The organism is Pararhizobium capsulatum DSM 1112 (genome assembly GCF_030814475.1).
Taxonomy (GTDB): Bacteria; Pseudomonadota; Alphaproteobacteria; order Rhizobiales; family Rhizobiaceae; genus Pararhizobium; species Pararhizobium capsulatum.
On record NZ_JAUSVF010000001.1, the window covers coordinates 466,850 to 490,718 of the forward strand.

Consider the following 23,869-nt stretch of genomic DNA (forward strand, 5'->3'; position numbering starts at 1 on the left):
GTTTACATTTATCATATATCATAGATGGCGTCCTGTTCCGTGGGAAGCGCCGCGCTCAAAAGCGAGCGCACGACCTGTATCGGATGCAGAAGTCTTCGATTGTCGACGAGCTTTACCTGCGAACGGCAGGAATAGCCCGTGGCCATTGTTATCCCGCCTACCCCGCCGCCGCGAGCGCGGGTTGCCAGCTCATCCCGTAAAGCTTCTCCGATAGGCCCCGATTGCGCACTTCATGGCCGAATGTGCCGGCCATGCCGCAGCACCCCACATCGAGCGGTTGGAGATCGACACCAAGTCTTGCAAAAACTGCTACCCATTGGCCCACAGCCGTCGGCACGTTCGAGCGCTCTGTGCAATGTGCCATCAGCCTGTAGCTGCTTTGTTGTAAACCCGGAACGCGAGTGGGCAGGCGATCGATCTGCGAGACAAGCCATTCCTGCGGCAACTGGATGCGCGCGCGGGTCGATGCATTCCCCGCATATTCGCTGCGAAAAGTGAGTGTCATGGACGGATCGATGCCGACGAGCATCACACCGGTCTCTGCCAGCGCGTCGAGTTGGCGTGCCGTGCGTTCAGCGGTTTTCTCGAAACTGCCGAGATAGCCATGGACATGCTGCGCCTTGCCGTTGTGGTATGGCGAGGAAATGAAGGGGCGAAGCCCCAAATGCCCGGCGACGTCGACGGCATCGAGAACGACCTGCGGGTCGAAATGCTCCGTAAACGCGTCGGCGATGAACACCACGGTTTGAGTGCGTTCTTCTTTGCTAAGCTGAGCAAGGGTCTGCGGCGTCGCAACGAGGATCGAGCGCCGGGCAAGTTCACGGCGAAGCGAAAGCGGCGGTATCGATGGCAATGCGGTAAGACCGATAGCGCGCAGCAGGCGTTTGCCCAGCCTGGAGTTGACGGCCAGATTGTAGGCCGGCCGCAGCCTTGTCGCCAGCGGCAGCATCGTCTCGATCGCAGCAACGATCGGGTCCTTCAGTGGTCTCAGATAGCGGCCGTAGTAGAGCTCCAGGAATTTGGCGCGAAAAGCGGGGACGCTCACCTTCACCGGACATTGGCCGGCACAGGCGTTGCAGGCGACGCAGGTGTCCATTGTGGCGCGAACTTCGTGGGAAAAGTCCTGACGGTTGGCCGGGTTGAGGGAATTCCAGGTTCTTCTCGCCAATGACAAGGGGCTCGCGGATCGCCGCAGCGTCTCGGCCTCGCGCCGCACATCGACGCCGCTTTCGATGAGCCGCCGCAGCCATTCGCGCATCAGCGACGCACGGCCCTTGGGTGAATAGCGCCGGTCGCGGGTTGCCTTGTAGGATGGGCACATCAGGCTGTCGGCATCGAAATCGAAGCAGGCACCGTTGCCGTTGCAATAGGCGGAATTGTCGAATGCGGCTCGAATATCGTTGCCGATGGCGTGGTCGAGGCTGCCGCGCAGGGGAATCTCATCGATCTTAGGAAGAGCCGCGTCGCCGGGGGCCACGATCTTGCCGGGATTAAGCTGGTTGAGCGGGTCGAAAGCCTGCTTGATCTCCTGCAGGTTCGGATAAAGAGGCCCGAAAAAAGCCGGAACATATTCCGAGCGTACGCCCTTGCCATGTTCGCCCCAGAGGACGCCGCCATATTTTTGCGTCAGCGCCACCACGGCGTCGCTGATCCGTCGCACGAGGGGAACGTGCTCTTCGCGGGTCAGGTCGAGTGCCGGCCGCACATGTAGAACACCGGCATCGACATGGCCGAACATGCCGTAGGAAACCCCTTCCCCATCGAGAAGAGCGCGAAATTCCCGGATATAGGCCGCGAGGTGTTCCGGAGGAACGGCGGTGTCTTCGACAAATGGCACGGGGCGAACCGGACCATCCACATTGCCCAGCAGGCCGACGGCCCGTTTGCGCATGGTCCAGACAGCCTCGATCTCCACCTTCTCGCGGGTGGTCGTGTAACCCTTGCGGCCCTGAAAGCGCCTGCTTTCAAGGGCTGCTGTCACGATCGCAAATTTTTCGGAAAGCTCGTCCGCGCTATCGGCAACTACCTCGACGATATTGATGCCATTGGCAGAGCCATCCGCATCGTCAGGAAAGAACTGCGCAATCCGGGGCCAGATGATGTCGCCCTTGGCAAGGCTCAGCACTTTTTCGTCAATCGTTTCGACCGAGGCGACCCTCAGCGCCACGAGATTGAGGGCATCCTCAAGGGCCGCATTGAGATCGCTGTAGCGGATATTGATCAGTGCTGCACAAGTCGGGATGGGCAAGAGGTTCAGTTCCGCCTCCGCGATCATCGCAAGTGTACCTTCGGAGCCGCAGAGCACCGCCGTCAGGTCGAAGCGTCCGTCGGCCCGATAGAGATGGGCAAGATCGTAACCGGTCATGAAGCGGTTGAGCTTGGGAAAGATCGCCTCGATCAGGTCTCTCTTTTCCGTTGCGATGCGGGCGACGACCGCGTGGATTCGACCGATCCGATCGGGGCGGGATTGGAGGGCGCGCAATTCTTCCTGCACCACCGGCCGGGAGGTAAAATCGGTGCCGTCCGTCAACACCACGCGCAGGCTGCGTACGTGGTTGCTGGTTTTGCCGTAAAGGCACGATCCCTGGCCGCAGGCGTCGGTGGAGATCATGCCGCCGATCGTCGCCCGGTTCGAGGTGGAAAGTTCCGGCGCGAAGAAAAGCCCACAAGGCTTCAGCGCCTTGTTCAGCTGATCCTTGACGACACCGGCTTGGACGCGCGCGATACGGCGAACGGGGTCGATCTCAAGTATCCTGTTCATGTGGCGCGAACAGTCGACCACGATGCCTGTTGTCAAGGATTGGCCGTTCGTGCCGGTGCCGCCGCCGCGCGGCGTGATGGTGGCCCTCGCGAACTCGGGCCGGGTAAGGGTCTTGGCGATGCGCTTGAGATCTCGGATGTTCTTCGGAAACAGAACGCCTTGCGGCTCGACCTGGTAGATGGAATTGTCAGTGGAAAAGACCGTCCTTTCGGCTGCTGCTGTGCTCATGTCGCCTTCGAAGCCGGATGAGTAAAGATACTCGAAGAAGCCTGCATTCGGCAGATGGGACGACGTATCGGCTGCGAGGCGGGGGATCATTTCGACTTCCAAAAATTACTTGTGCTTGCTCAAAGTTAGCATATAAGTGATAACATACCAATATGACAAGACAACCTGAAAAGCGCGAGAGGGAAAACGTGAAGAACCAGTCTGTTGTTATCGTCGGCGGTGCATCGGGCCTAGGCCTCACCACGGCAAAGCTGATGATTTCCCATGGCGCGACCAAGATCGGTCTCATTGATCGCAACGAGGAGCTGCTGGCCACCTCCGCGACAGCGCTGGCGGCGCTCGGAGCCGAGGTTGCGACGTCGGTTGCCGATATCTCGCGGGCCGAAACCGCCCATCGCGGCTTCGAGGATGTCGCCGCCAAACTCGGCCGGGTTCACGCGCTGATCAACAGTGCGGCGATCTATCCGCGTAAGCCGATCCTCGAAATTTCCGACGAGGACTGGGATCTCGAAAATGCCATCAACGTGAAGGGCACCTATCATATGATGGTGGCGGCCGTGCGCCATATGCGCCGGTTCGTTAATCTGCCTGAAGTCACCGGCCGCATCGTCAACGTCACGTCGGTCGATGCCTTCAAGGCCCACCCGCAGAATGCTCATTATGCCGCCACAAAGGCCGCGGTCGTCAGCCTCACCAAGTCTTTCGCGCAGGAATGCGCCAAGGACCAGATTCTTGTGAATTCCGTGGCACCCGCGGGTTTTGCGACGGATCGCGCCAAGGAGCTTGGCTTCCTGCCGGAGCTTGCCAAAGCCAGCGCACTGGGACGCGCGGCGGAGCGGTCGAGATGGCCGAGTGGATCGTCATGATGGCCTCCAGCCGCAACACCTATGCGACGGGCGAAAACGTCGTCATCAGCGGAGGTTACATCTATGTCTGATGCTTACCGCGTCGCCGTCGTCACCGGTGCGACAAGCGGCATCGGCAAGGCCACGGTGCTCATGTTGCGCAAGCGCGGGTTGGCGGTTTATGCAATCGGTCGCAACGAGGCCCAGCTTGCGGAACTCGCCGCCGACTGCGGCGCGATCCCGATCCAGGCGGATGTCCGGGATACGGCCCGTATTGCGGAGGCGCTCACCGACGTCGAGGTTGATGTCGTGGTCAACAATGCCGGCATTCTCTCTACACGCGCCGCCTTTCAGGATATAGATCCGGCCGAAATCGACGCGATGATCGACGTCAATCTGAAGGCGCCGATGCACCTCACCCGCGCCGTCTTGCCGGGCATGGTATCCCGCAAGCGTGGGCATCTCATCTACATCGGCTCCAGCGGCGGGCAGGCGGCTTATCCAAGCATGGGCGCTTACGGCCCCTCCAAAGCGGGTCTCAGCCTGTTCTGCGACAACCTGCGCTGTGATCTTCTAGGGACGTCAGTGCGTGTCAGCGAAATCGTACCGGGGCGAGTACAGACAGGACTTTACCGAACATCGATTGCCAATGGTCAGGCGAATGCTTTGCTCTATGATGGCTACCGTTCAATACAGCCGGAAAACATTGCCCAAATCGTCAGCGACGTCATCAATCTGCCCGTCTATGTCGATGTTGCACGTGTCGAGGTTTTCCCGACGGATCAGGCGCCGGGCGGCGGAACCATGGTGAAATTTGAAGCGCCGTAGCAGCTCGCATTTTGGGCGGGGAGCGAACAGATGTCTGAAAAGAGCAACGATGCGAAGGATGTGCCGGATCTTGCCCGGCATTATCGACCGGTGGCGATCCGTTCCGTGGTGGCCGCCCATGCATTGATAAAGCGGCCAGCCGCGACATTGCCGCCAGAGCCCGAGACGACCAGCATGTTTTCGTTGCCCGAAGGTTTTCACGCCCAGATCGAGGATTGAGACATGGCATTTTCGGCGCTGAACCGGCTCGGTTTCATCGGAACCGGCACGATCACGGAGGCGATCGTACAGGGTATTGTGGCGTCGGACGCAGAGACGCCTGACATCGCAGTTTCACCACGCTCGGTCGGCACGGCCGCACGACTTGCAGCTTTGTCGGCAAAGGTCAGCGTTCCACCGGACAATCAGGCGGTTGTCGACGCAGCCGATACTGTTTTTCTCGCCGTGCGCCCCGATGTGGCGGAGGCCGTGACACGCCCCCTGCAGTTCCGGGCGGGGCAACGTGTCATCAGTCTGATCGCCACGATTGACCATGCCACGCTTCAAAACTGGATCGGCGTCCCGGTCTCAATCGTTCGGGCTGTTCCGCTCCCCTTCGTTGCGACCCGCAGCGGCGTCACCGTCGTCTTCCCGCCCAATCAGGCGGTTGAAAGCCTGTTTGCCGAGCTGGGCACCGCGGTTGCCTGCAACTCGATCGAAGAGTTCGATGTCCTGGCGACCACCAGCGCCCTCATGGGCTTGTATTTCGGCATCATGGAGCATGTCGTCGGCTGGGCCCATCAAAAGGGTCTGCCGCCAACGAGTGCGCGAACCTATCTTTCTTCGCTTTTCGCCAGCCTCGGGACGGTCGCGTCTAACACGCCGACCCGTTCGCTCGAAGAGCTTCGCCATGAATACTCGACCAAGGGCGGATTAAACGAGCAGATGCATGCGCAGTTCCAGCAAGCCGGAGGCGCCGCCGCGCTTACTGCCGCCTTGGAAAGTGTGCTGGGCCGTGTGCGCCACCGATAAGTTTCGGATTTATGGGCGAGGCAGGAATACAGGACTGAGACGCCCGCTCCCATTTGGTAGGCAACAGAGAGAACCGTGACCGTGACAATCAAGCCGCGACTGTTGCAAGAGTTGGGCTATGCTCGGATATCATGCCGACTTCAGATAGCGTCGCCAGCCGCCATAGGCAGTAATGTCGGATGCGCCGGAAAGCGCAACGGATTCGACCAGAAACCCCTTGCAGCTTGTGCCGTCCGATAACGCGACGGTGCCGATGCCGAGAGGAGCAGGAATGGCCGCGACAAAATTGCCAAAAGCTTCGGGCGTCAACTGCCAGACCTCAACATCGATGCTCGCCCCCTCATCTTCGGTGACCCGCACAAGGCCGGGTTTCGGCGGTGTCTGGCCAGGCAGTGCATAGAGCCGGTAGCTGGGCGCAGTCTTTGCAGCGCGGACAAAGCAGGCTTTCAGTGTCTGTAGCTGGTGGTTCAGCGGAAGGCCGGAGAGATGAGCGCCGACGACAACCAGATCGATCAGGCCAGACGGGGCGGCGGCTTCCGGAGATTGCTTGCGGGCGGGCAGGCGCCAGCCTGTGGCGCCTAGTGAAAGATCGCTTCCCCGGTGAAGTGCTCGCGCTACATCCGCAACGAGCGCGTCCTTGCCGGACGATGCCAGCAAAGTGACGCTCGCCGGCAAGCCGTCTTTCCGTTTACCTGTGGGTACAGCAATCCCGCACATGTCGAGCAGGTTGACGAAATTCGTATAGGTGCCGAGCCTTGAGTTTTCGCGGATCGGTTCCGCATCGAGCTCTGCGACGGTGTAATGGCACGGGGCTGTCGGTACGCAGAAAAGATCGACGGAGGCGATCACGGGGGCCAGTTTGCGCTTCAGCGCTTGCAGGGCGTAGAAACCTCGAAACGCATCCACAGCAGTCAATGTTGTTGCCGCGCCATATATCCGGTGAGTTACAGGGTGGAAGGACTGAGGATGGCTGTCGAAGAAATCCTTGACTGCCGCGTAACGCTCCGCCACCCAGGCGCCCTCATACAGCAGGTTTGCCGTCGCATAAAAATCGTCGAAGGGTATTTCGACGAGACGATGACCGAGGCTCGCGAGTGCGTGCAGGGCTTGGGCGTAGGCCGCCGTCATGGCCTCATCGCCGAAGAACTGTCTATCTTCCTTAGCCGGCACACCGATCGTCAGGACAGGGCGCAAGGGAGTGGCGTTCATCCCAAAATCTCGTGAATAGGCATCTTCGGGATCTGGTTTGGCCGCGATTTCGAACACGCTCCAGGCATCATCGACGGTGAGCGCGAAGATCGAAACACAATCCAGCGTACGGCAGGCGGGAACCACGCCGGTTGTCGAAAGCGCGCCGACACTGGGCTTCAAGCCCACAATATTGTTGAGACCCGCCGGAATGCGGCCGGACCCTGCGGTATCGGTTCCGAGTGAAAAGCTGACGATGCCCCGCGCGGTCGCCACCGCTGAGCCCGAACTTGATCCGCCGGGCACGAGGTTCGGATCGACCGCATTGCGCGGGATCGAATAAGGCGTTCGCACGCCGACGAGCCCAGTGGCGAACTGGTCGAGATTGGTCTTGCCGATAACGATGGCGCCGGCTTCCCTCAAAAGCCGTACGACTGCCGCATCCTTCTGCGGCAGATAGGCATAGTCCGGGCAGGCAGCGGTCGTCGGCAAGCCGGCGACGTCGATATTGTCCTTGACGGCAAAAGGGATACCCCAGAGAGGTTTGGCAACGGGATCGAAGCTGCCAAGCGTTGTCACCTCATTCAGCAGGGCTTGGCGTTCGGCGACCTCAATGAAGATGCCGGGATCGGCAGCCTGTTCGATGCGGGAAAGAACGAGATCGATCATCTCCGAAACCGGCCATCCGCCCGCATAGGCGGCGTGTAGGGAGCCGATGTCGAAAGCCTGACTGTTGCTCATGCGAGTTCCTCTTGCAGTATCTTCACCGGCTGGTCCCACTGGATCAACACCACGCATCCTGTATCGCTCCAGACGGAATGCTCGGTATCCTTCCGGTTGATGACCAGGCAGCCCGGACCATAGTCACCGGCCTCGTCAGACTGGGTGCCCTGAAGCACCATGATGGTTTCGAGCCCCATATGACGATGGCGCGGAACTGTGGCGCCTGCCTCGTATTTCAGAAGGGCAACGCCGGGCTGGTCGTTTTCGAAAGGCTGAATCCAGTGAATGGCGACGCCTTCACGGAAGGTGCCGAATTCCAATTCCTTCCAGCCGCCCGACGTCAGGCTTTCGCGTGTCGTTTCCGGCATCAGGCAATCCCTTCGATGATGTCTTCGATCGAGCCGACCCAGCCGACGATCGCGCCCTGTGCCTTGATCATGTTGATCGCGGCCGTCTTGAATTCCGGGAAATAGCTCTCCGTTGCCTCCTCGGCGAGCAAACATTCATAGCCCCGGTCATTGGCCTCGCGCATGGTCGTCTGCACGCAGACTTCCGTCGTCACGCCGGCAAAAATCAATTGTTCGATGCCACGTTCTTTGAGAATCTCGCCCAGCGGCGTCGCGTAAAAAGCGCCCTTGCCCGGCTTCTCGATGACGATCTCGCCGTCGATCGGCGCCAGCTCTGCGAGAATCTGGGTTCCGGGTTCGCCGACAATCAGAACGCGGCCCATCGGCCCTTCATCCCCGATCTTGAGCGTCGGATTGCCACGATTGCGTTTTGCGGGCGGCAGGTCGGAAAGATCGGGGCGATGGCACTCCATCGTGTGGATCACCGGCAGGCCGGCGCTGCGAAAGCCTTCGATCAACCGCTTCACATCAGGAATGATTTTCGTGATCCGGCTGACATCGTTGCCAAGGCTCGCTCCGAAGCCGCCGGGTTCGGCGAAGTCGCGCTGCATGTCGATGACGACAAGTGCGATGGCATCGCGCTTGAGGGGGAAGGCAAAGGGTTCGGCCTTGATCTCTACCATCAATGATGCCCTGCCATATGTGCGCCGATCACGCCGATATCGGCTGAAATCGCCGGTGTCTCATAAACCAGCTTGCCCTCCGACATGACCATGATGCGGTCGGACATTTCCAGAAGTTCGTCGAGATCTTCAGACAGCAGCAGCACAGCCGTGCCGGCATTGCGCGCCTTCATGATGCGGGCGCGGATTTCCGCGACAGCGGAAAAGTCGAGACCGAAGCAGGGGTTGGAGACGATCAGCAGATCGACATCGCCGGTCAGCTCGCGGGCCAACACCGCGCGCTGGACATTGCCGCCGGAAAGGGCCGCGATCGGCGAGGAATGAGACGCCGTCTTCACCTTGAAATCCGAGATCAGCGAGGCAGCCCGCTGGCGCATGGATTTCATATCGAGCCAGAGCGCATTGCCGCCGCTCACTGGCTTTACGTCGAAGGTGCGGAAGGCCAGGTTTTCCGTCACCGTCATTTTGGGCGCACACGCGTTACCGAGTGGCTCTTCCGGGATGAAGCGAACATTGTTGATGCGGCTTTCTTGCCGGGTCGCGCCATAGCGCGTGCCCTTGATGGAGATGCTGCCGGCCTCGGGCGGACGTTGCCCGGCAAGCACTTCGGCCAGTTCCTTCTGGCCATTGCCGGAAATGCCGGCGATACCGACGATTTCGCCGGCATGCACCGTCAGATTGCCGATATCGATCGATTTCAGGCCGGTGCGATCCGGCGCCTTGATGCCGCTCACCATCAGGATTGGGCGTGCATCGGCAGCGACGGGTAGGCGGGTGTCGAGCTCCGGCAGCTTGACGTCGCCGATCATCATCGCCGCCATATCCTTGGTCGAAAGGTCCTTCACGAGGCCGCTGCCCGCCATCTTTCCGCGCCGGAGAACCGTTACGGCATCCGTGAATTTCGTCACCTCGTGGAATTTATGACTGATCATCAGCACGGTGAGCTCGCCGCGCTCCGTCATGCCGCGCACCAACCCCAACATTTCGTCGGCTTCCGCCGGCGTCAGCACGGAGGTCGGCTCGTCGAGAACGATGAAGCTGCGGCCGAGATAAAGCTGCTTGATGATTTCCAGCTTCTGCTTTTCGCCAGCCGCGAGTTCCTGCACCGGCCGGTCGAGCGGGATCTGGAACGGCATCTTTTCCATGAAGGCAGCAAGATCGCGGCGCTCCTTGGCCCAGTTGATGACGGCTGGGACATGGGCGCGGTTGATGACGAGGTTTTCAGCGCCGGTCAGAGACGGAACCAGCGTGAAATGCTGGTAGACCATGCCTAGCCCATAGGTCGCGGCGTCCTTTGGGGATTGAACGGAAACCTCGCGACCATCGACGGACAGCGAGCCCGATGTCTGGTGGTAGAAGCCCATGATGCACTTGACCAGCGTCGACTTGCCGGCGCCGTTCTCGCCGAGAAGCGCGTGGAAGGTGCCGGCCTGAACATTGATCGAGACGTTGTCCAGGGCGGTGAAGCTGCCGAAGCGCATGGTCATGCCGATCGTCTGGATGCCAACGGCCTTGCCGGCCTCTGGAAGCGGCGTGTCGCGAACCTGAATCATGGTGTTTTCCTTTCACGTCGATGGGCGGCAAACGGGCGAATTCAAGGAAGCGCGGCGATCAGGTCTTGCGAGTTCGAAACCGAGCCGAACACGCCACCCTGCATCGTCACCATCTTCAGCGCGGCGAGATGGTTGCCGTAGTCCGTTGCCCCGCAGCAGTCGCCGAGAATCAGGCATTCAAAACCACGGTCATTGGCCTCGCGCATGGTGGTATGCACGCAGACATCGGTGGTGATGCCGGTGAGGATGATGTTTTCGATGCGCTTCTGGTTGAGGATCAGTTCGAGATCGGTGGCACAGAACGAGCCTTTGCCGGGCTTGTCGATGATCGTCTCGCCTTCAATCGGATAAAGCTCCTCGATGATGTCCCAGCCGGGTTCGCCGCGCACGAGGATGCGGCCGCAGGGGCCGGGATCGCCGATGCCGGCGCTGATACGCCGCGAGCGCCAGCGCTTGTTGGCCGGGAGGTCGGCCAGATCCGGCCGATGGCCTTCGCGGGTGTGGATGATGTGATAGCCCTTGGCGCGCATGGCTGACAGTACGGTCTTGATCGGTTCGATCGGCGCGCGCACCAGCGAGAGATCGTAGCCCATGTGATCGACATAGCCGCCTGGGCCGCAGAAATCGGTCTGCATGTCGATGACGATGAGAGCAGTGTTGTCCGGGCGCAGAGCGCCGTTATACGGCCAGGGATAGGGATCGGCCTTGATGTAATGCCCGGTGCCAGTTGCCTGCGCGTCCATCGTCAAGAACTCCTGTTTATGAGCCGTCCAAAGAGGTTCGACGGGAGGCGCTTTCGCCTCCAATCCGCTTTATTTCGTGATCGACAGCGCGCCGGGTGCGCCGACAAGCGCACGGGTCGGCGAGGATGTCGCGACAAGGATGGCGAGCGTCAGCACGTAGGGTGCCGCGTAGAAAAGGTAGTAACCCTGGGTGACGCCGACCGATTGCAGTGCTGGCCCGAGAGCGCCCGCACCACCGAAGAGCAGGGCAGCGAGGAAGCAGCCGATCGGGTTCCAGCGGGCGAAAATCACCAGAGCCACTGCCATGAGGCCCTGACCGGAAGAGATGCCCTCGTTCCAGGAGCCGGGATAGTAGAGCGAGAGATAGGCGCCGCCGATAGCTGCGAGCGCCCCGCCGGCTGCGGTTGCCAGAAGCCGCACGGTGTCCGGGTTGAGGCCCATGGCGCGTGCCGCGTCCGAACTGTCTCCGACAACGCGCAGGATGAGGCCGACCCGCGTGTTGCGAAACGCCCACCAGAGCGCGAGCGCCAGCAGCGCACCGACGATGAACAGCACGTTGATCGTAAGCGCCGATTGCAGCTGCGGGCTATCCGACCAGCCGCCGAGCGCAATCGACGGCAGACGCGGCGCGACCGGCTGGATGAAGGATTTGCCGAGGAAGAAGGCAAGGCCGAGACCAAACTGCATCATGGCGATGCCGATGGCGATGTCGTTGACCTTCGGGAATTTGCAGATGAAGCCGTGCACCAGCCCGAAGATCGCGCCGGTCGCCATCGCAGCGAGAACGCCGAGATAGGGCGAGCCGCTCATGACCGCGACGGCATAGGCCGTCATGGCGCCGAAGACGAGGGTGCCTTCCAGGCCGAGGTTGATGCGGCCGGATCGCTCGGTGATCGTCTCCCCGAGACTGACGAAGATGAAGGGCGTGGAGACGCGGATCGCGCCTGCGAGAATGGCGAGCGGAACGCCCCAGATGCCGATGCCGTCTTCCATCACGCGCTCCTTTTCCAGAGATCAGGGTTGAACATCTTGAAGCGGCCGTACAGCGTCTCGCAAAACAGGATGACGATGAACAGGGTGCCCTGGAGGACAAGCACGGTCGCATCCGGCAGACCCATGCGCCGCTGGATCAGCCCACCCGAGGCATCGATGCCGCCGAGCAGGATGGCGACGGGGATGATGGCGAGCGGATTATGGCGGGCGAGAAAGGCGACGAGAATGCCGGTATAGCCATATCCTGCGGCAAGCGAGGCATTGGCGCTACCCTGCACGGCGGCAACCTCCACCATGCCTGCGAGACCTGCAAAGCTGCCGGCCAGCGCCGTGAACCCGACGATCAGCCGGCCGACCGGAAGGCCCTGGATCTGGGCTGCGCGCACATTGCCGCCGGCAATGCGGGCCGCGAAACCGACGCTGGTGGTTTCGATGATGATCCAGGAGACGATGCAGGAGACGATACCGATCACCAAGCCCCAGTTGACGTCCATGCCCGGAATGTTGCCGAGCATGTATTCGGGCGGCAGGGGCGTCGTCGAAGGCTTGTTGAGGCTTGCAGGATCACGAAGCAGCCCTTCGATGAAGTGGTTCATCAGGGCGATGGCGATGTAGGCGAGTAGAAGCGACGAAATTGTTTCGTTGACACCGCGATAGTGACGCAGCAGCCCCGCAAAACCGATCCAGAGGCCACCCATGATCATGCCGGCGATGCCCATGATAACGAGAATGACGATCGGCGGCAGAACGCCGATGAGCGGCAGGACCGCTGCCGCAGCGGCAACACCGCCGAGAACGACCGCGCCTTCGCCCCCGATGATGACGAGGCCCAGACGCGCTGGAAGTGCAACGCACAGTCCCGTCAGGAGTAAAGGTGCCGCTCGGCTGAGGCTGTTCTGGATGGAAAACCAGCTGCCGAAACCGCCGGTATACATGAGTTTGAAGAGGTCGGCCGGCGATTTGCCGACCAACACGATGAAGATGGAAAAAAGCGCCAGACCCGCCAGGATTGCTCCGAGCGAGATCACTACCGGTTCGACCCGCCGCGCCAGCCATTCCAACACGGCGGAGGAATTTTGCGGTTGCGCGGAAAGCGCTGGCTGCGTCGATATATTCGCCTCGATCGTCATGACGCTTTTCCTTGTTGGGATCAGGATGTCGAACCGACGACGCCCTCGACGAGATAGGCCATGCTTTCGAGTTCGATCGCGTCCTCAGCAAAGGCCTGGCCCGCCGTCACGACGTCGGCCCCCTTGTTGTCCTTGAGCGGTCCCTTGAAGACTGAGAACTTGCCGGTCATGATTTCAGCGAGGGTCGCATCGAACTTCTTGCGACCCTCTTCCGGCACGCTCGGACCGAGCGGGCTCATCTTGACGAAGCCATCTTTCAGGCCGCCGCGGACGAAATTGCCGAGTGGCTCGCCGGCCTGCGCCTTCTTGACGAAGTCGGAATAGACATTGCCCCAGGCCCATTCGGCGCCTGTCAGGTATTTTTCCGGCGCAAGCGGGCTCTGGTTGGCATGGTAGCCGCAGACGAAGGCGCCGCGGCCAGCCGCCGTCTCGACAACCACCTTCGGGCTATCGACATGGCAGGTGATGACGTCAGCGCCCTGGTCGATCAGCGCGTTGGTGGCTTCCGCTTCCTTGACCGCCAGCGACCATTCGCCGGTGAAGATCACCTGGCAGGTGATCGACGGATCGACGGAGCGGGCGCCGAGCAGGAAGGAGTTGATGTTCTGCAGCACTTGCGGGATCGGCTTGGCAGCAACAAAACCGATCTTCTTGCTCTTCGTCGCATATCCGGCGGCGATGCCGTTCAGATACTGGCCCTGGCCGATATAGCCGAAGTAGGAGCCGGTGTTCATCGGGTTCTTGCCCTCCTGCCAGAGGCCGCCGCAGTGGCGGAACTGGACATCAGGATATTTTTCGGCCATCGCCAGCATGTGGGGGTCGAAATAGCCGAAGGAGGTCGGGAAGATCAGGCTTGCGCCATCGAGATTGATCATGGACTCCATCGTCTTCTGGACATCCACGGTTTCCGGCACGTTTTCCTCTTCAACCACCGTCACGCCGGACATGGCCTTGATGACGGCGGCACCTTCGGCGTGGGCCTGGTTGTAGCCGTAATCATCCTTGGGGCCGACATAGATGAAGCCGACCGTCAGCGCCGTTTGCGCTGCGGCCGAGCGATAGAAGAGCGAATTGGAAAGGCCGAGTGCAGCAGCGCCGACGGCGGTCGTTTGAAGAAAACTGCGGCGATTCATCGGGATTTTGGTCATGATCAGTCTCCTCGCGGCTCGTGCCGGGTTCAAAAAAGGTCACAGGAAACTGCATGCAATGCGCGTGCCAATTTACAAGATCTTGTTTTATAAGGAACTTGATAGCTAACTCTGAGCGACAATGGGCAAACTGTATGCAGTTTTATTGGAAAATGTGCTATAAAATCGCCAATGTCTAAAATTTACGCATTCCTGTGGACGTGACTAGTGAATTTTGGGGATGCCTTACCGCTTCAATGCGGATATCGCGCGATAATATAGTGATTACAGATACTTGCTTCTTATTTGACATCAATCAGCGTTCATTGCATCTGTATGCACTATGATTATCTGGTGGAATGACCTCGTGAAATCCGTCCGAAAGAGAGAAATCGTGCGTTCCGGAACCACCGTCGAACAGATGGTGCGCGCGATTGCCGATCTCATCGTCACGGGCGCGATGCAGCCCGGTGACCGGCTGGACGAAATTTCGCTCGCCAATCGTTTCGAGGTGTCGCGCACTCCGGTTCGCGAAGCGCTGAGCCAGCTCTGCGCCATGGGCCTCGTGGATCGCCAGCCGAACAAAAGCGCCGTCGTCACCAACGTCACACAAAAACATCTCGCCTCGATGTTCGAGGCGATGGCCGAACTCGAGGGCATCTGCGCGCGTCTTTCCGCCGAGCGCATGACGGTTGAGGAGCGCAGGCTTCTGGAGGCGGAGCATCTGGCGTCCGCCCGCCTCGTGCATCGTGGGGCAGAGGAAGAGTACGAGGCCCATAATACCGAATTCCATAGTCGGCTCTATCATGGCGCCCACAGTGATCATGTCACCGAGCTGGTCACCCAGACCCGTGCCCGGCTCGCGCCCTTCCGCCGCGCCCAGTTCCGCATCGCCGGTCGCCTGGCTCAATCGTTTGAGGAGCACGATCGGATCGTAACCGCCATCCTGCGCGCGGACGGCTCTGCTGCGGGACAGGCTGCCTATTCCCATGTCTCGATCGTTCGCGAGGCGAGCAGCGTCTTTGCAAGCATTGTCGTGAAATAGCGCCTTGACGGCGGCTCAAACCAAACGGCCAGCGACAGCCTCATAATAGCGTGCGAGTTCGGGAAGTTCGGTGGGCAACCGGGAAAAGGCAGGATCGCTGGGATCGAGCTCTCCCTGATATTTGCGTTTCACAAATGCCTCATGATCCGTTCGCGCGGCGGGTGAAGCCTGATCAAGCACGGTAAAGACCGGCGAAAGCGTTGTGCGACCCTTCACCTTGATGCTGTCGAGTTCAACGGTGATGAAGTCCCGTCCCGCAAGGCGCGAGGTCTCCTCGCCGATCAGCAACGGCACGCCATAGTTCTTGGATTCGCCTTCCAGACGGGATGCCAGATTGACACTGTCACCGAGGACCGAATAGTCGAAGCGCCGGGTCGAGCCCATGTTGCCGACGACGCAATCGCCGGTATTGATCCCGACACCGATCTTCAGCACATGCGGCTTGCTGCCGGCGGCGTCGGCTTCCTGCTTCAGTTCGGCATTGAGCACGTCAATCGACGCGAGCATCCTGCGGGCAGCGCCGACGGCGTGAATGGCGTGGTCCGGATCGTCAAGCGGCGCATTCCAGAAGGCCATGAGACAGTCGCCGATATATTTGTCGATCGTGCCCCCGCTTTCGAGAACGATTTCGGAAAGGGGAGTGAGTAGCCGGTTGATCAGTGTTGTCAGTTGCTCCGGGTCATCCTTCAGAGCTTCGGAAATGGTGGTGAAGCCGCGCACGTCGCAGAACAGGATCGTCAGGGTGCGCCGCTCGCCACCAAGTTTCAACTGGCTCGGATCGTTGGCCAGACGCTCGACGAGCGCCGGCGAAAGATAACGCGAAAAGGCGCTCGTGATCTCGCGGCGACTGCGCCGTTCGGCGGCATAGTCAAGTGTTGCCTGCCCGGTCACGACAAGCAGGAAGGCCAGGGCCGGTGCTGCAGGCGAGAGGAAGGTTCCGTTGCCCGTCAGCGCCAGGAAACTTACGGCCGCCATGAAAGGCAGTACGAGCAAGGTGATCGCCGCGGTTTCCCATCCGGTCGAACGCCAGCAAAGCCCTGCGGCCGCCAGAGCGGAAAGCGCGATGGCTGTGACGACGAGGATATGCCCGGCCCGGGTGATAAAGAGATCGTGCGTGATGTTGTCGAAGACCGTCGCCTGGATTTCCGCGCCTGAAACAAGATGGCCGGTGTGGACGGTAAAGGCTGTGGCGAAGGTATCGGCCCCACCCTTTTCCAGCGTCGGTGCATTCTGCAGGCTGAGCCCGATGATCACGACACGGTCTTTGAAGATGCCGGGCGGCAGGAATTCCTGCGGATTCAGCGCCTGATAATAGGAAACTGTCGGATAGGTTCGGGCCGGACCGAACATCTGGATCAGCTGGTTGCCGGCCGCATCCGAGACCGGGCGCCCGGCAATACGGGCGAGTTCTGCGGCAAAACCGTCCTCATAATCCGGCACCTGCCGCAAGGTGCCGTCGCGGCTGAGATGCACGGATGCGATACCCGTTCTGGCGCCCTGTGCGATAAAATCCGCGAGGGGCTCCGTGCGCATGAATTGTTCGGCTTGCGGTGTGACGATGAAGCTTTCATCACTGGCCAGCACCACGTCCGGCCCAAGAGCCGCGGCCAATGCCGCGTCGTTTTGCGGGTCTGTGGCCGGCTCGGCGAAGATGATGTCGAAGCCGATCGCCTTGGCGCCCGCCGCGCGAAGCGCCTCCGCCAGTTCAGCATGCAACGCCCGCGGCCACGGCCATTGGCTGCCGATCTCGGCCATGGAGGGTTCGTCGATGGCCACGACGATCGGGCTGTCGTCCGGTACAGGGGGAGGCGAGAGAGTGGAAAGGTAATCAAAGCTGCGAAGTTCAATCAGCGACCAAGGTGAGGTGAAGGAAAACAGTGCCAGCGCCGCGGTCACGAAGAGGCCGAGAAGCACAAGGCGAGCCTGTCGCCAGCGCGCTTTCTGCAAAGTCGGACCGCCGGTCCGATAGATTTTCTTTTTTCGCGACAGGAGCGTCATCAGAATCTCACCGAGAGCGTACCTTTGACCGTCGGCCCCCAGCCCTTGACGCCCGGTGTCACCTCAAAGTCCTCGTCGAGCAAATTATACGCCGAAAGCTCCACGGAAATCTGCTTGTCGAAGGGCTCCCATTCCAGGGATGCGTCCAGTGTCCAGTAGTCGTCCAGCTTGTCTCCGGCATCGTTGCCGAGCCGTTCGCCGACATAATTTGCAGCCACGGTCATCTTGACATTGGCCGTGTTGACCCAGGTCATGGCGATCTGGCCGGTCTGGTCGGGCACGAAGATCAGCGGATCGTTGTAACTCGCCGACAGAGGATCAAGGTTCTTTGAATCGAGATGGGCATAGGTGGCTGAAAGGCCAAAGCCGTGGCCGAGGGCAAGGTTTCCGGTGATCGCAGCGCGATCAATGTGCGCCCTGTCGAAATCGAGCGTTGCCACTTCCAGAGGCTGTGTGAGCGAAACCTTATGGGCGTCCTGCCGCTGATAGTCGAAGGCCGTGAAGAAGCGGTCGGACCATTGCGCATCCCAGCGGAATGCGAAGGTATCGACATAGCCCTCGCCGTCGAGACCGATCTGATTGCTTTGGAGGCCGACGATGCCGATAGGCGCGAGCGTGGGTGCGGAGAAGTTTTCGCCTTCACGCATGTAGCCGACACGCAGCCAGTGATTTTCGAAAGGGCTCCAGGCAAGGCCGAGGCGTGGTTCGAAATGGCTTGTTCGATTTGCATCCGTATCGAGAACTCGGCCGAAAATTCCCGCTTCGAGGATCAGGTCCGGTGTTGCTTCGTAGCGCAGGTCGAGATAGGCGCGGCCGATCCGGGTGAGATCGTCGCTTTCATCGTAGGCAACGGGGGAAGGATCGGGCACGCCGGGAATATCAATGTCGATATCGAGCGTCTTTACCGCCTTATTTTTAATGACACCACCTTCAACACCGTAACGCCAGACAAGATCGTCATCTCCGATCAGATGACTGATCGCGGCGATATAACTTCTGGATCGGCCTTCTTTCTCGTCTGTTAAAGACACGGAAACAAAATCCGGGAGCCCGTCGCCATTTATATCGTCCGGCGTCCCGTCGCGATCTATGTCTATGGACTCATCATTCATCACTGTTTCAGATATTCTAGCTTTGCTGTCCGTGTAAAACAGGCCTGCATTTAGGACGTTTTGGTATCCAAACGTATGGCTCCAGGCCAAGCCGCTTGAAAGTTCGGTGACATCAACGCCAAAGTTATGACCGGTGAAAGCGGGGTCGTTGAAAACATCCTGCGTGTCGTCTGCGGTGGAATAGGTCGTAAAGGCTACAATCCTGTCATCCGGTGTCGGCGACATCGTCAGGTAACCATTGCCGCTGGTGATATCGACATCGCGGTTAGCGCTTATGCCGTTGTCGAAATTGAATTCATCTCGCGGCCGACTCCAGCTGATGTCGCCCTGGATGCTGATCGGGAACGGCGCGTATGTGAAGCCGCGGATTTCGGCGCCTCCGGTATAGGTCGTCTCGCGTCCGCCGGTCAGGAAGCCGCCGCCCAACTCCGTCTCAAAGAACGGCTCATCGAGCAGATTGGTCGTCCGCTCCCGGCTTGCGAGCATATGCGGACCCAGCATCAGGCCCTGGATATAGGCCGAGTAGCTATCCTGGTTGCCCAGCGGCCCCCACGGCGTAAGTCCATACGCGTAGGCATTGAGGAAAGGGCTGACGCTGCCGCGCACCGCCTGGTCGAAATAGCTTGTGGCGGTAAAGGGATCGAAGACCGCGTCGCCGTAATATTGCCCCCAGGCATCCAGTCCCTGTAGCCGGAAGGCGTCATTGAGCGTCGACCCGGCCTGCTGGTTGGCGCCGAGTGCTGCATAATCGCCGCCGCGGGCTCGCGTCAGCCGCATGATCTCCTGGGCATTGCGGATCGCCGTATCGGCATCGTATTCGTCGATCGCAATCGCCGTCCGCAATACCGCGACCACGGGGTCATAGGGGTCGAGCCGCTCGGCATTGTCGAGAGCTTGAGCTGCCGGCTCCCGCTCCTTGTTGGCGTAGTGGGCGGCGGCAAGCATGAGTTGCGCCTGTGAAACGCCCGGATTGGCCGTGGATCCCGCAAGAAGATCCTGAACGCCCTGTTCGACCTCGCCCATCTGCAGATGGTACCGGCCGCGTGCAATGAGCGCCATGTCGAAGGTCGGGTCCACCTCCAGCGCCAGATCGATCTCGCGTTTCGCCTCCGCCATGCGCAATTGGTCCAGATAAAGGATGGCCAGGTTGGCATGCGGCAGCGGATCGAGCGGATCGAGTGCGATGGCACGCTTGAAAGCCTCCTCAGCCTCCCTGTTGTCTTCGCGGTCGGAATGGGCAAGGCCGAGTGTATTCCAGATGTTGCTGTCGCCCGGTGCCACCTCGACGGCGCGCAGGAGGTCGTCCACCGCCCCCTTCCGATCATAGGCGATACCCATCTTGTAGGTGGCGCGTGCATCGAGTGCGGCTGGATTGTCCGGATCAAGGCTCAGGGCGCGATCGAGCGCATCCTTCGCTTCCGCTTCGTCTGCCAGAAGAATTGCAAGTTGCGCCCGTCCGGCGGGCAGCATTGCATCATCCGGGTGATCGCGCTCGGCCGCCCTGATGACATCGAGCGCTGCGCGGATATCATCGCGGAAGCCGGTAATCCAGGCCTTCCCGATGGCGGCCGAGGCGCTGTCGACGGTCTCCGGCGGTGCTTCGACACGGTTGGGATCGGCCAGCGCCCGCGCAATATAGCCGCCATAGCGGGCAATGTTGGCGCGGCGCGTATCGAGCTCCGCCCGAGCCTTGACAAAAAGTTTGGCCGCATCGTCGTAGCGATTTTCCGTGCCGGAGAGCATCGCTTCGATGAGCGTCGCCCGCGCCTGCTGGTGGCGATCCAATCCTCTTGCCCCGGCAGCCTCCAGGGCTTCGCGGGTCTTCTGGCGGCCATCGAGCGTCACATAGCTTTCCGCGAGGCTCAGCCATTCTTCCGCAGTTCGGCTTTCCAGCGGTTTCGCTTCAATCTGGCCCCGTATCCGGCGCTGCTCCTGAGCCGTACGATCCGTCGGCGGCAACCAGCGGAAGCTATCGCGAAGCTGCAGGCTGAACAGCATCTGCTCGCGCTCCTTCGGCTTGGCGATGATGATCTTCGCCGGGGCCTTGCCGATCGAGGCAACTGCGCCCTCGCCTTGGGCGACTTCAACGCTGCCGAATTCGTTTTTGAGCTCGACCTTGCCTTCCAGCACGATCAGCGATGTCTTGCCATCTGCTCCGACAGTCAGCGTCCAGTCCGTGCCGCGGATAGCCGCCGCTGCCGCCGGCGTATCGACGGTCAGCCCTTGGCCGCCACGCTCGGCGCGGGCCCAGATCGTGCCGGATTGAAGCTGAAGATCCGTGTCGCCGTCCGTTCCCATGGACTTCACGAGAAGCGATGTGTTGCGGCCGAGCCGGACCTGGGTGCGATCCGCAAAAAGCACGGCAAGCTGCCCATTGGCATTGGTACGCAGCACGTCCCCGGTCAGCAGATCCTGCTGCAGATCGACATAACGCCAGCCAGAGACATCGACGAACCGGACTTCCTCACCGGTTTTGCGGGCGATAACGGAACCGGCGGCGGGCAGGTTGCGTGGCAGCGGGTCCGCCAGTGCCGTCGTGGCAAGGCAAAGTAAAACCAGCGCAAAAAGCCGCCCCGTCAATGCATGCGTCATGCAAGTTCCCCGTATTGCACAGTGGATCACTGGCCAGCACGGTAGAAAAAGTCAAGTCAACGCGATGTTACCCAGGTTGCTTTACAGATCGAGTGTCATAAGAGGGAAACAGTAAAGTCGGGAACAATGTCGCTCCAGCGGCAGGATTCTCGTGCGACAAGTATCACCCCGTCGTCGTCCTGCTTTCCTCTGTGCTGCTCGTATAACGAGATAGGGTTATTGCGGGTCGTTGCGCATGAGAAAGCCCCGAAGCGCCGCAAGGCCTTCCTGAAGATCAAGATGGCCGAAGCCGATGCGCAGGCAGTTTTGCGGCACGGGGCCGAGTTCCGAGCGGTAGACGCTCGATGGCAGGAAGAAGACACCCGCTTCCTCGACAAGCCTCTGCGTAAATGCCTCGACACCCTCCGGTCCCTTGTAACGAATGAAGGCGACGCAGCCGCCATCTGGCTCTTTCCAGTCAAAAAGGTGAGGGAAGTCGGCGAAGAAATCATTGAGAAGGACGATATTGCTGCGGACGATGCCGCGGGTGCGGGCAAGGATGATCTCGCGATTGCGCAACGCGATCCGGGCGAGGACTTCCGAAGGCGCAGAGTTGCAGATCGAGAGGTAGTGCTTGTAGCGCTCGAAACGCTGCAACAGATCCCGGTCCTTGCACGCGATCCAGCCGATCCGCAGGCCCGGCAAGCCATAGGCCTTTGACATGACATTGAGCGAAAGGCCGCGCTCATAGGTATCGACAGCCTGCGGCAGGCGCAACTCCGGTGCGCGCTCGATCAGCCGGTAGACCTCGTCGCTGAAAAGCCAGATACCATGCTGGCGGCAAAGCGCCACCAGTGCATCGAAGATCTCGCGCGGCAGAATCTTGCCGGTGGGGTTGTTCGGGAAGTTGATCGAAATCAGTTTGGTGTTGGGGCGGATCGCCGCCTTCACTTTGTCGATATCGAGCGACCAGCCGTTCTCCATATCAAGCGCCACGCCGCTAACGGCGCAGATGGAAAGCGGAATCGTCTCGGCCGCCTGGTAATTGGGCGTGATGACGATCGCGTGGTCTGCGGGCGTCAGCAGCACCTTCATGGCGATGTAGATGCCTTCTTCTGCTCCGGCGAAGCAGATGACATCATCCGGCGCGACCGTGTCGTAGGTCCGGCTGATTTCGGCTCTCAACGCCGGTGCCCCATAAGTCTGGGTGTAGCTCAGGCTGAGATTGTCGAATTCATCGCGCTCGGCATCATCGGCCATTGCGATGAGATCGGGCAGACGGAGGCTTTCGGCGTCGGAGCCGGTGAGATTGTATCGGGCGACGAACTCCCATTTCGACATATAGGCTTCAAGTGCAAAATCACGCATCGATCCCTCGGTCATTCGGTATCTCCTGAAGCTTGGGCCCGGCTGCGGGCAGCGGAAAGGCGATTGTAGATAGTTGCGCGCGACAGGCGCAGGATTTCGGCAACATGGGGAACCGCCTTGCGGATTTCGAAGATGCCGCGTGCCTCAAGGAGCATCAGCAGATCGTCGATATCGCCGCTGGTGAGGCCGGCAAGCGTGGTGCTGCGGGAAGACAGATGTTCTCCGATCGCATTGTTGATCGTCTCGCGCCAGTCTCCCGCCATGAGGGGAGAAGTGGCCGGTGCTGCATCCGGCAAGGCGACAAGGGCTTTGAGCTGATCGCCGAGCGCGGCAAAGGTCTCGATATCCTGGTTGATGCAGAACAACCCGATGGCCTTGCCGTCCGTGCCCTTCAGGACGCAAGTGATCGACTTCAGCCGTCGCCCGTCCCAATTGCGTTTGGCATAGGGGCCGATGATATCGGCATCCGCGTCGGCGCCGATCCCGTCATCCGTCAGCGATGCGTCGCCGGGCCGTCGTTTCGAATAGCTGTTGGCGATATGGGCAATCGATCCCGTCTCAAGGTCGTGAAGGACCACTTCGACATGGGGAAAAAACAGCCGCGCAATGGCGTCTGCAAGCGGGATATAGGCATGGATCGGGCTCGTCATGCCCTATCTGTGTCACATTATACACAAATTGTCAAGATTAGATATTTTGTCTAATTTGACCGCGAGGCGCCCTGAACCTTTTCCTCAGCCTGAGAAAACGTCGGGTCGCGTGCAGCCAGTTTCTTGTAAAGATGCGCCATCATCGCGCCGGCAAACAGCGGCGTTGCAAGGTTCAGGATCGGAACGGCAAGGAAGGCGGCGATGATGACGCCAGAGGCCAGAACCGCGCGCGAATGTTTGGCCCGGAATTCCCGTGCCGCAGCCGGCGACAGATGCCGCATTGCGGCGAATTCGAAATATTCGCGGCTGAGCAGGTAGGCGTTGACGACGAAAAACGCGATGAGGTTGATGCCCGGTAGCAGGAGCAGAAACAGTGCGCACAGGTTGCCGACGATGACGACGCCGAGAAATTTGACGGTCGACAGCATCGCCTCGCCGAGTGGCAGCGCCCTGCCGGTTGGATCGGCCGGATAGTCGCGTCGTTCGACGACCTCCGCGACATCATCGAGAAAGAAGCCGGCAATCAGCGCGGTGACGGGCGCCATCAGGAGCGCTAGGCCGAGTGCCAGACCAAGGCTTGCGAAGAGGCCGATGACGAAGGTGAGCCAGCCGGCCCAATCCGGCGTGCCCGGCATCCATTGATCGATGAAGGGCAGGGCGAAATAGAGGAAAGTTTCACGCAGAGCGAGCCACAGCCCGACAAGCACCAGCAGCGTCAGGCCGATCACCTTCCACAGAACCGAGCGCGTCTCAGGTGCAAAGAGGTTGCTAAAGGCAAGCCGTGCCACGTCGAATATCATGCGATGTAACCCTCGTTTTCGCGGGGATTGCTCCCGCACCTCCTCCAGCATGTAGGCAGGCGGTGATCGGGCGACAAGAGAGCCGCCTGCCGACCCGCAACACGCAAAAATCATGTGCGTCCTCAAGGAAGTCGCTGCAAAACCGGCCAGGTGACGATAAGGTGC

The 23,869-nt window shown here is 60.4% G+C and carries 17 protein-coding genes and 2 pseudogenes; 5 read left to right on the plus strand and 14 right to left on the minus strand.

The features are described from left to right. Positions 1-11: 11 nt before the first annotated feature. Positions 12-3,079, minus strand: a pseudogene (ydiJ, locus tag QO002_RS02120) (D-2-hydroxyglutarate dehydrogenase YdiJ). Positions 3,080-3,177: 98 nt separating this feature from the next. On the opposite strand from ydiJ, the pseudogene QO002_RS02125 reads away from it, so the two are divergent. The 4 genes and pseudogenes from QO002_RS02125 (at position 3,178) to QO002_RS02140 (ending at position 5,673) form a co-directional block, all read left to right on the plus strand. Further along, positions 3,178-3,926: pseudogene (locus tag QO002_RS02125) on the plus strand (SDR family NAD(P)-dependent oxidoreductase). After that, positions 3,919-4,662 carry an SDR family oxidoreductase gene (locus QO002_RS02130; RefSeq protein ID WP_307226216.1) on the plus strand — a complete coding sequence of 248 codons (744 nt, stop codon included), beginning with the start codon at positions 3,919-3,921 and terminating at the stop codon, positions 4,660-4,662. Before QO002_RS02125 ends, QO002_RS02130 begins: the two are co-directional and overlap by 8 nt. A gap of 30 nt (positions 4,663-4,692) precedes the next feature. After that, on the plus strand, positions 4,693-4,881 hold the full coding sequence (locus QO002_RS02135; protein ID WP_307226218.1) for a hypothetical protein: 189 nt from the start codon (positions 4,693-4,695) through the stop codon (positions 4,879-4,881). A 3-nt stretch (positions 4,882-4,884) separates the two neighbouring features. Continuing rightward, the gene (locus tag QO002_RS02140; RefSeq protein WP_307226220.1) at positions 4,885-5,673 is read left to right on the plus strand and encodes a pyrroline-5-carboxylate reductase; all 789 of its coding nucleotides are present in this window, start codon (positions 4,885-4,887) and stop codon (positions 5,671-5,673) included. A 129-nt stretch (positions 5,674-5,802) separates the two neighbouring features. On the opposite strand, the gene atzF is transcribed toward QO002_RS02140, so the two are convergent. The 8 genes from atzF to QO002_RS02180 form a co-directional block, all read right to left on the minus strand. Next, positions 5,803-7,602, minus strand: a complete 1,800-nt coding sequence (gene atzF, locus QO002_RS02145) for an allophanate hydrolase (protein WP_307226223.1) — start codon at positions 7,600-7,602, stop codon at positions 5,803-5,805. Then, positions 7,599-7,952, minus strand: a complete 354-nt coding sequence (locus QO002_RS02150; RefSeq protein ID WP_307226225.1) for a cupin domain-containing protein — start codon at positions 7,950-7,952, stop codon at positions 7,599-7,601. Before QO002_RS02150 ends, atzF begins: the two co-directional genes overlap by 4 nt. Beyond that, the gene (locus tag QO002_RS02155; protein ID WP_307226227.1) at positions 7,952-8,614 is read right to left on the minus strand and encodes a cysteine hydrolase family protein; all 663 of its coding nucleotides are present in this window, start codon (positions 8,612-8,614) and stop codon (positions 7,952-7,954) included. The genes QO002_RS02150 and QO002_RS02155 overlap by 1 nt, the downstream gene beginning before the upstream one ends. Further along, positions 8,614-10,167 (minus strand): ABC transporter ATP-binding protein, encoded by a 1,554-nt coding sequence (locus QO002_RS02160; RefSeq protein WP_307226229.1) that lies wholly within the window; start codon positions 10,165-10,167, stop codon positions 8,614-8,616. The genes QO002_RS02155 and QO002_RS02160 overlap by 1 nt, the downstream gene beginning before the upstream one ends. A gap of 41 nt (positions 10,168-10,208) precedes the next feature. Continuing rightward, entirely contained in the window at positions 10,209-10,910 is a 702-nt protein-coding gene (biuH, locus tag QO002_RS02165; protein WP_307226231.1) for a biuret amidohydrolase, read from the minus strand. 69 nt (positions 10,911-10,979) lie between these two features. Beyond that, the gene (locus tag QO002_RS02170; RefSeq protein ID WP_307226233.1) at positions 10,980-11,906 is read right to left on the minus strand and encodes an ABC transporter permease; all 927 of its coding nucleotides are present in this window, start codon (positions 11,904-11,906) and stop codon (positions 10,980-10,982) included. Continuing rightward, on the minus strand, positions 11,903-13,033 hold the full coding sequence (locus QO002_RS02175; protein ID WP_307226235.1) for an ABC transporter permease: 1,131 nt from the start codon (positions 13,031-13,033) through the stop codon (positions 11,903-11,905). The genes QO002_RS02170 and QO002_RS02175 overlap by 4 nt, the downstream gene beginning before the upstream one ends. Before the next feature lie 20 nt (positions 13,034-13,053). Then, positions 13,054-14,181, minus strand: coding sequence for a BMP family ABC transporter substrate-binding protein (locus QO002_RS02180; protein ID WP_307226237.1), 1,128 nt, complete (start codon positions 14,179-14,181; stop codon positions 13,054-13,056). 322 nt (positions 14,182-14,503) lie between these two features. Between QO002_RS02180 and QO002_RS02185 the strand changes: the two genes are divergently transcribed. Then, positions 14,504-15,205 carry a GntR family transcriptional regulator gene (locus QO002_RS02185; RefSeq protein ID WP_307226239.1) on the plus strand — a complete coding sequence of 234 codons (702 nt, stop codon included), beginning with the start codon at positions 14,504-14,506 and terminating at the stop codon, positions 15,203-15,205. Positions 15,206-15,220: 15 nt separating this feature from the next. On the opposite strand, the gene QO002_RS02190 is transcribed toward QO002_RS02185, so the two are convergent. From QO002_RS02190 to QO002_RS02210, 5 genes are all read right to left on the minus strand, one after another. After that, entirely contained in the window at positions 15,221-17,203 is a 1,983-nt protein-coding gene (locus QO002_RS02190; protein WP_307226241.1) for an adenylate/guanylate cyclase domain-containing protein, read from the minus strand. Then, complete coding sequence (locus QO002_RS02195) at positions 17,203-20,907, minus strand: FecR domain-containing protein (protein ID WP_307226244.1); 3,705 nt, start codon at positions 20,905-20,907, stop codon at positions 17,203-17,205. The genes QO002_RS02190 and QO002_RS02195 overlap by 1 nt, the downstream gene beginning before the upstream one ends. A 216-nt stretch (positions 20,908-21,123) precedes the next feature. Next, a complete protein-coding gene (locus QO002_RS02200) occupies positions 21,124-22,269 on the minus strand; it encodes an aminotransferase class I/II-fold pyridoxal phosphate-dependent enzyme (protein WP_307226246.1) in 1,146 nt (381 codons plus the stop codon). Beyond that, entirely contained in the window at positions 22,266-22,904 is a 639-nt protein-coding gene (locus QO002_RS02205; RefSeq protein ID WP_307226248.1) for a helix-turn-helix transcriptional regulator, read from the minus strand. The genes QO002_RS02200 and QO002_RS02205 overlap by 4 nt, the downstream gene beginning before the upstream one ends. Before the next feature lie 50 nt (positions 22,905-22,954). Continuing rightward, positions 22,955-23,704, minus strand: a complete 750-nt coding sequence (locus QO002_RS02210) for a sulfate transporter family protein (protein ID WP_307226250.1) — start codon at positions 23,702-23,704, stop codon at positions 22,955-22,957. Positions 23,705-23,869: the final 165 nt, after the last annotated feature.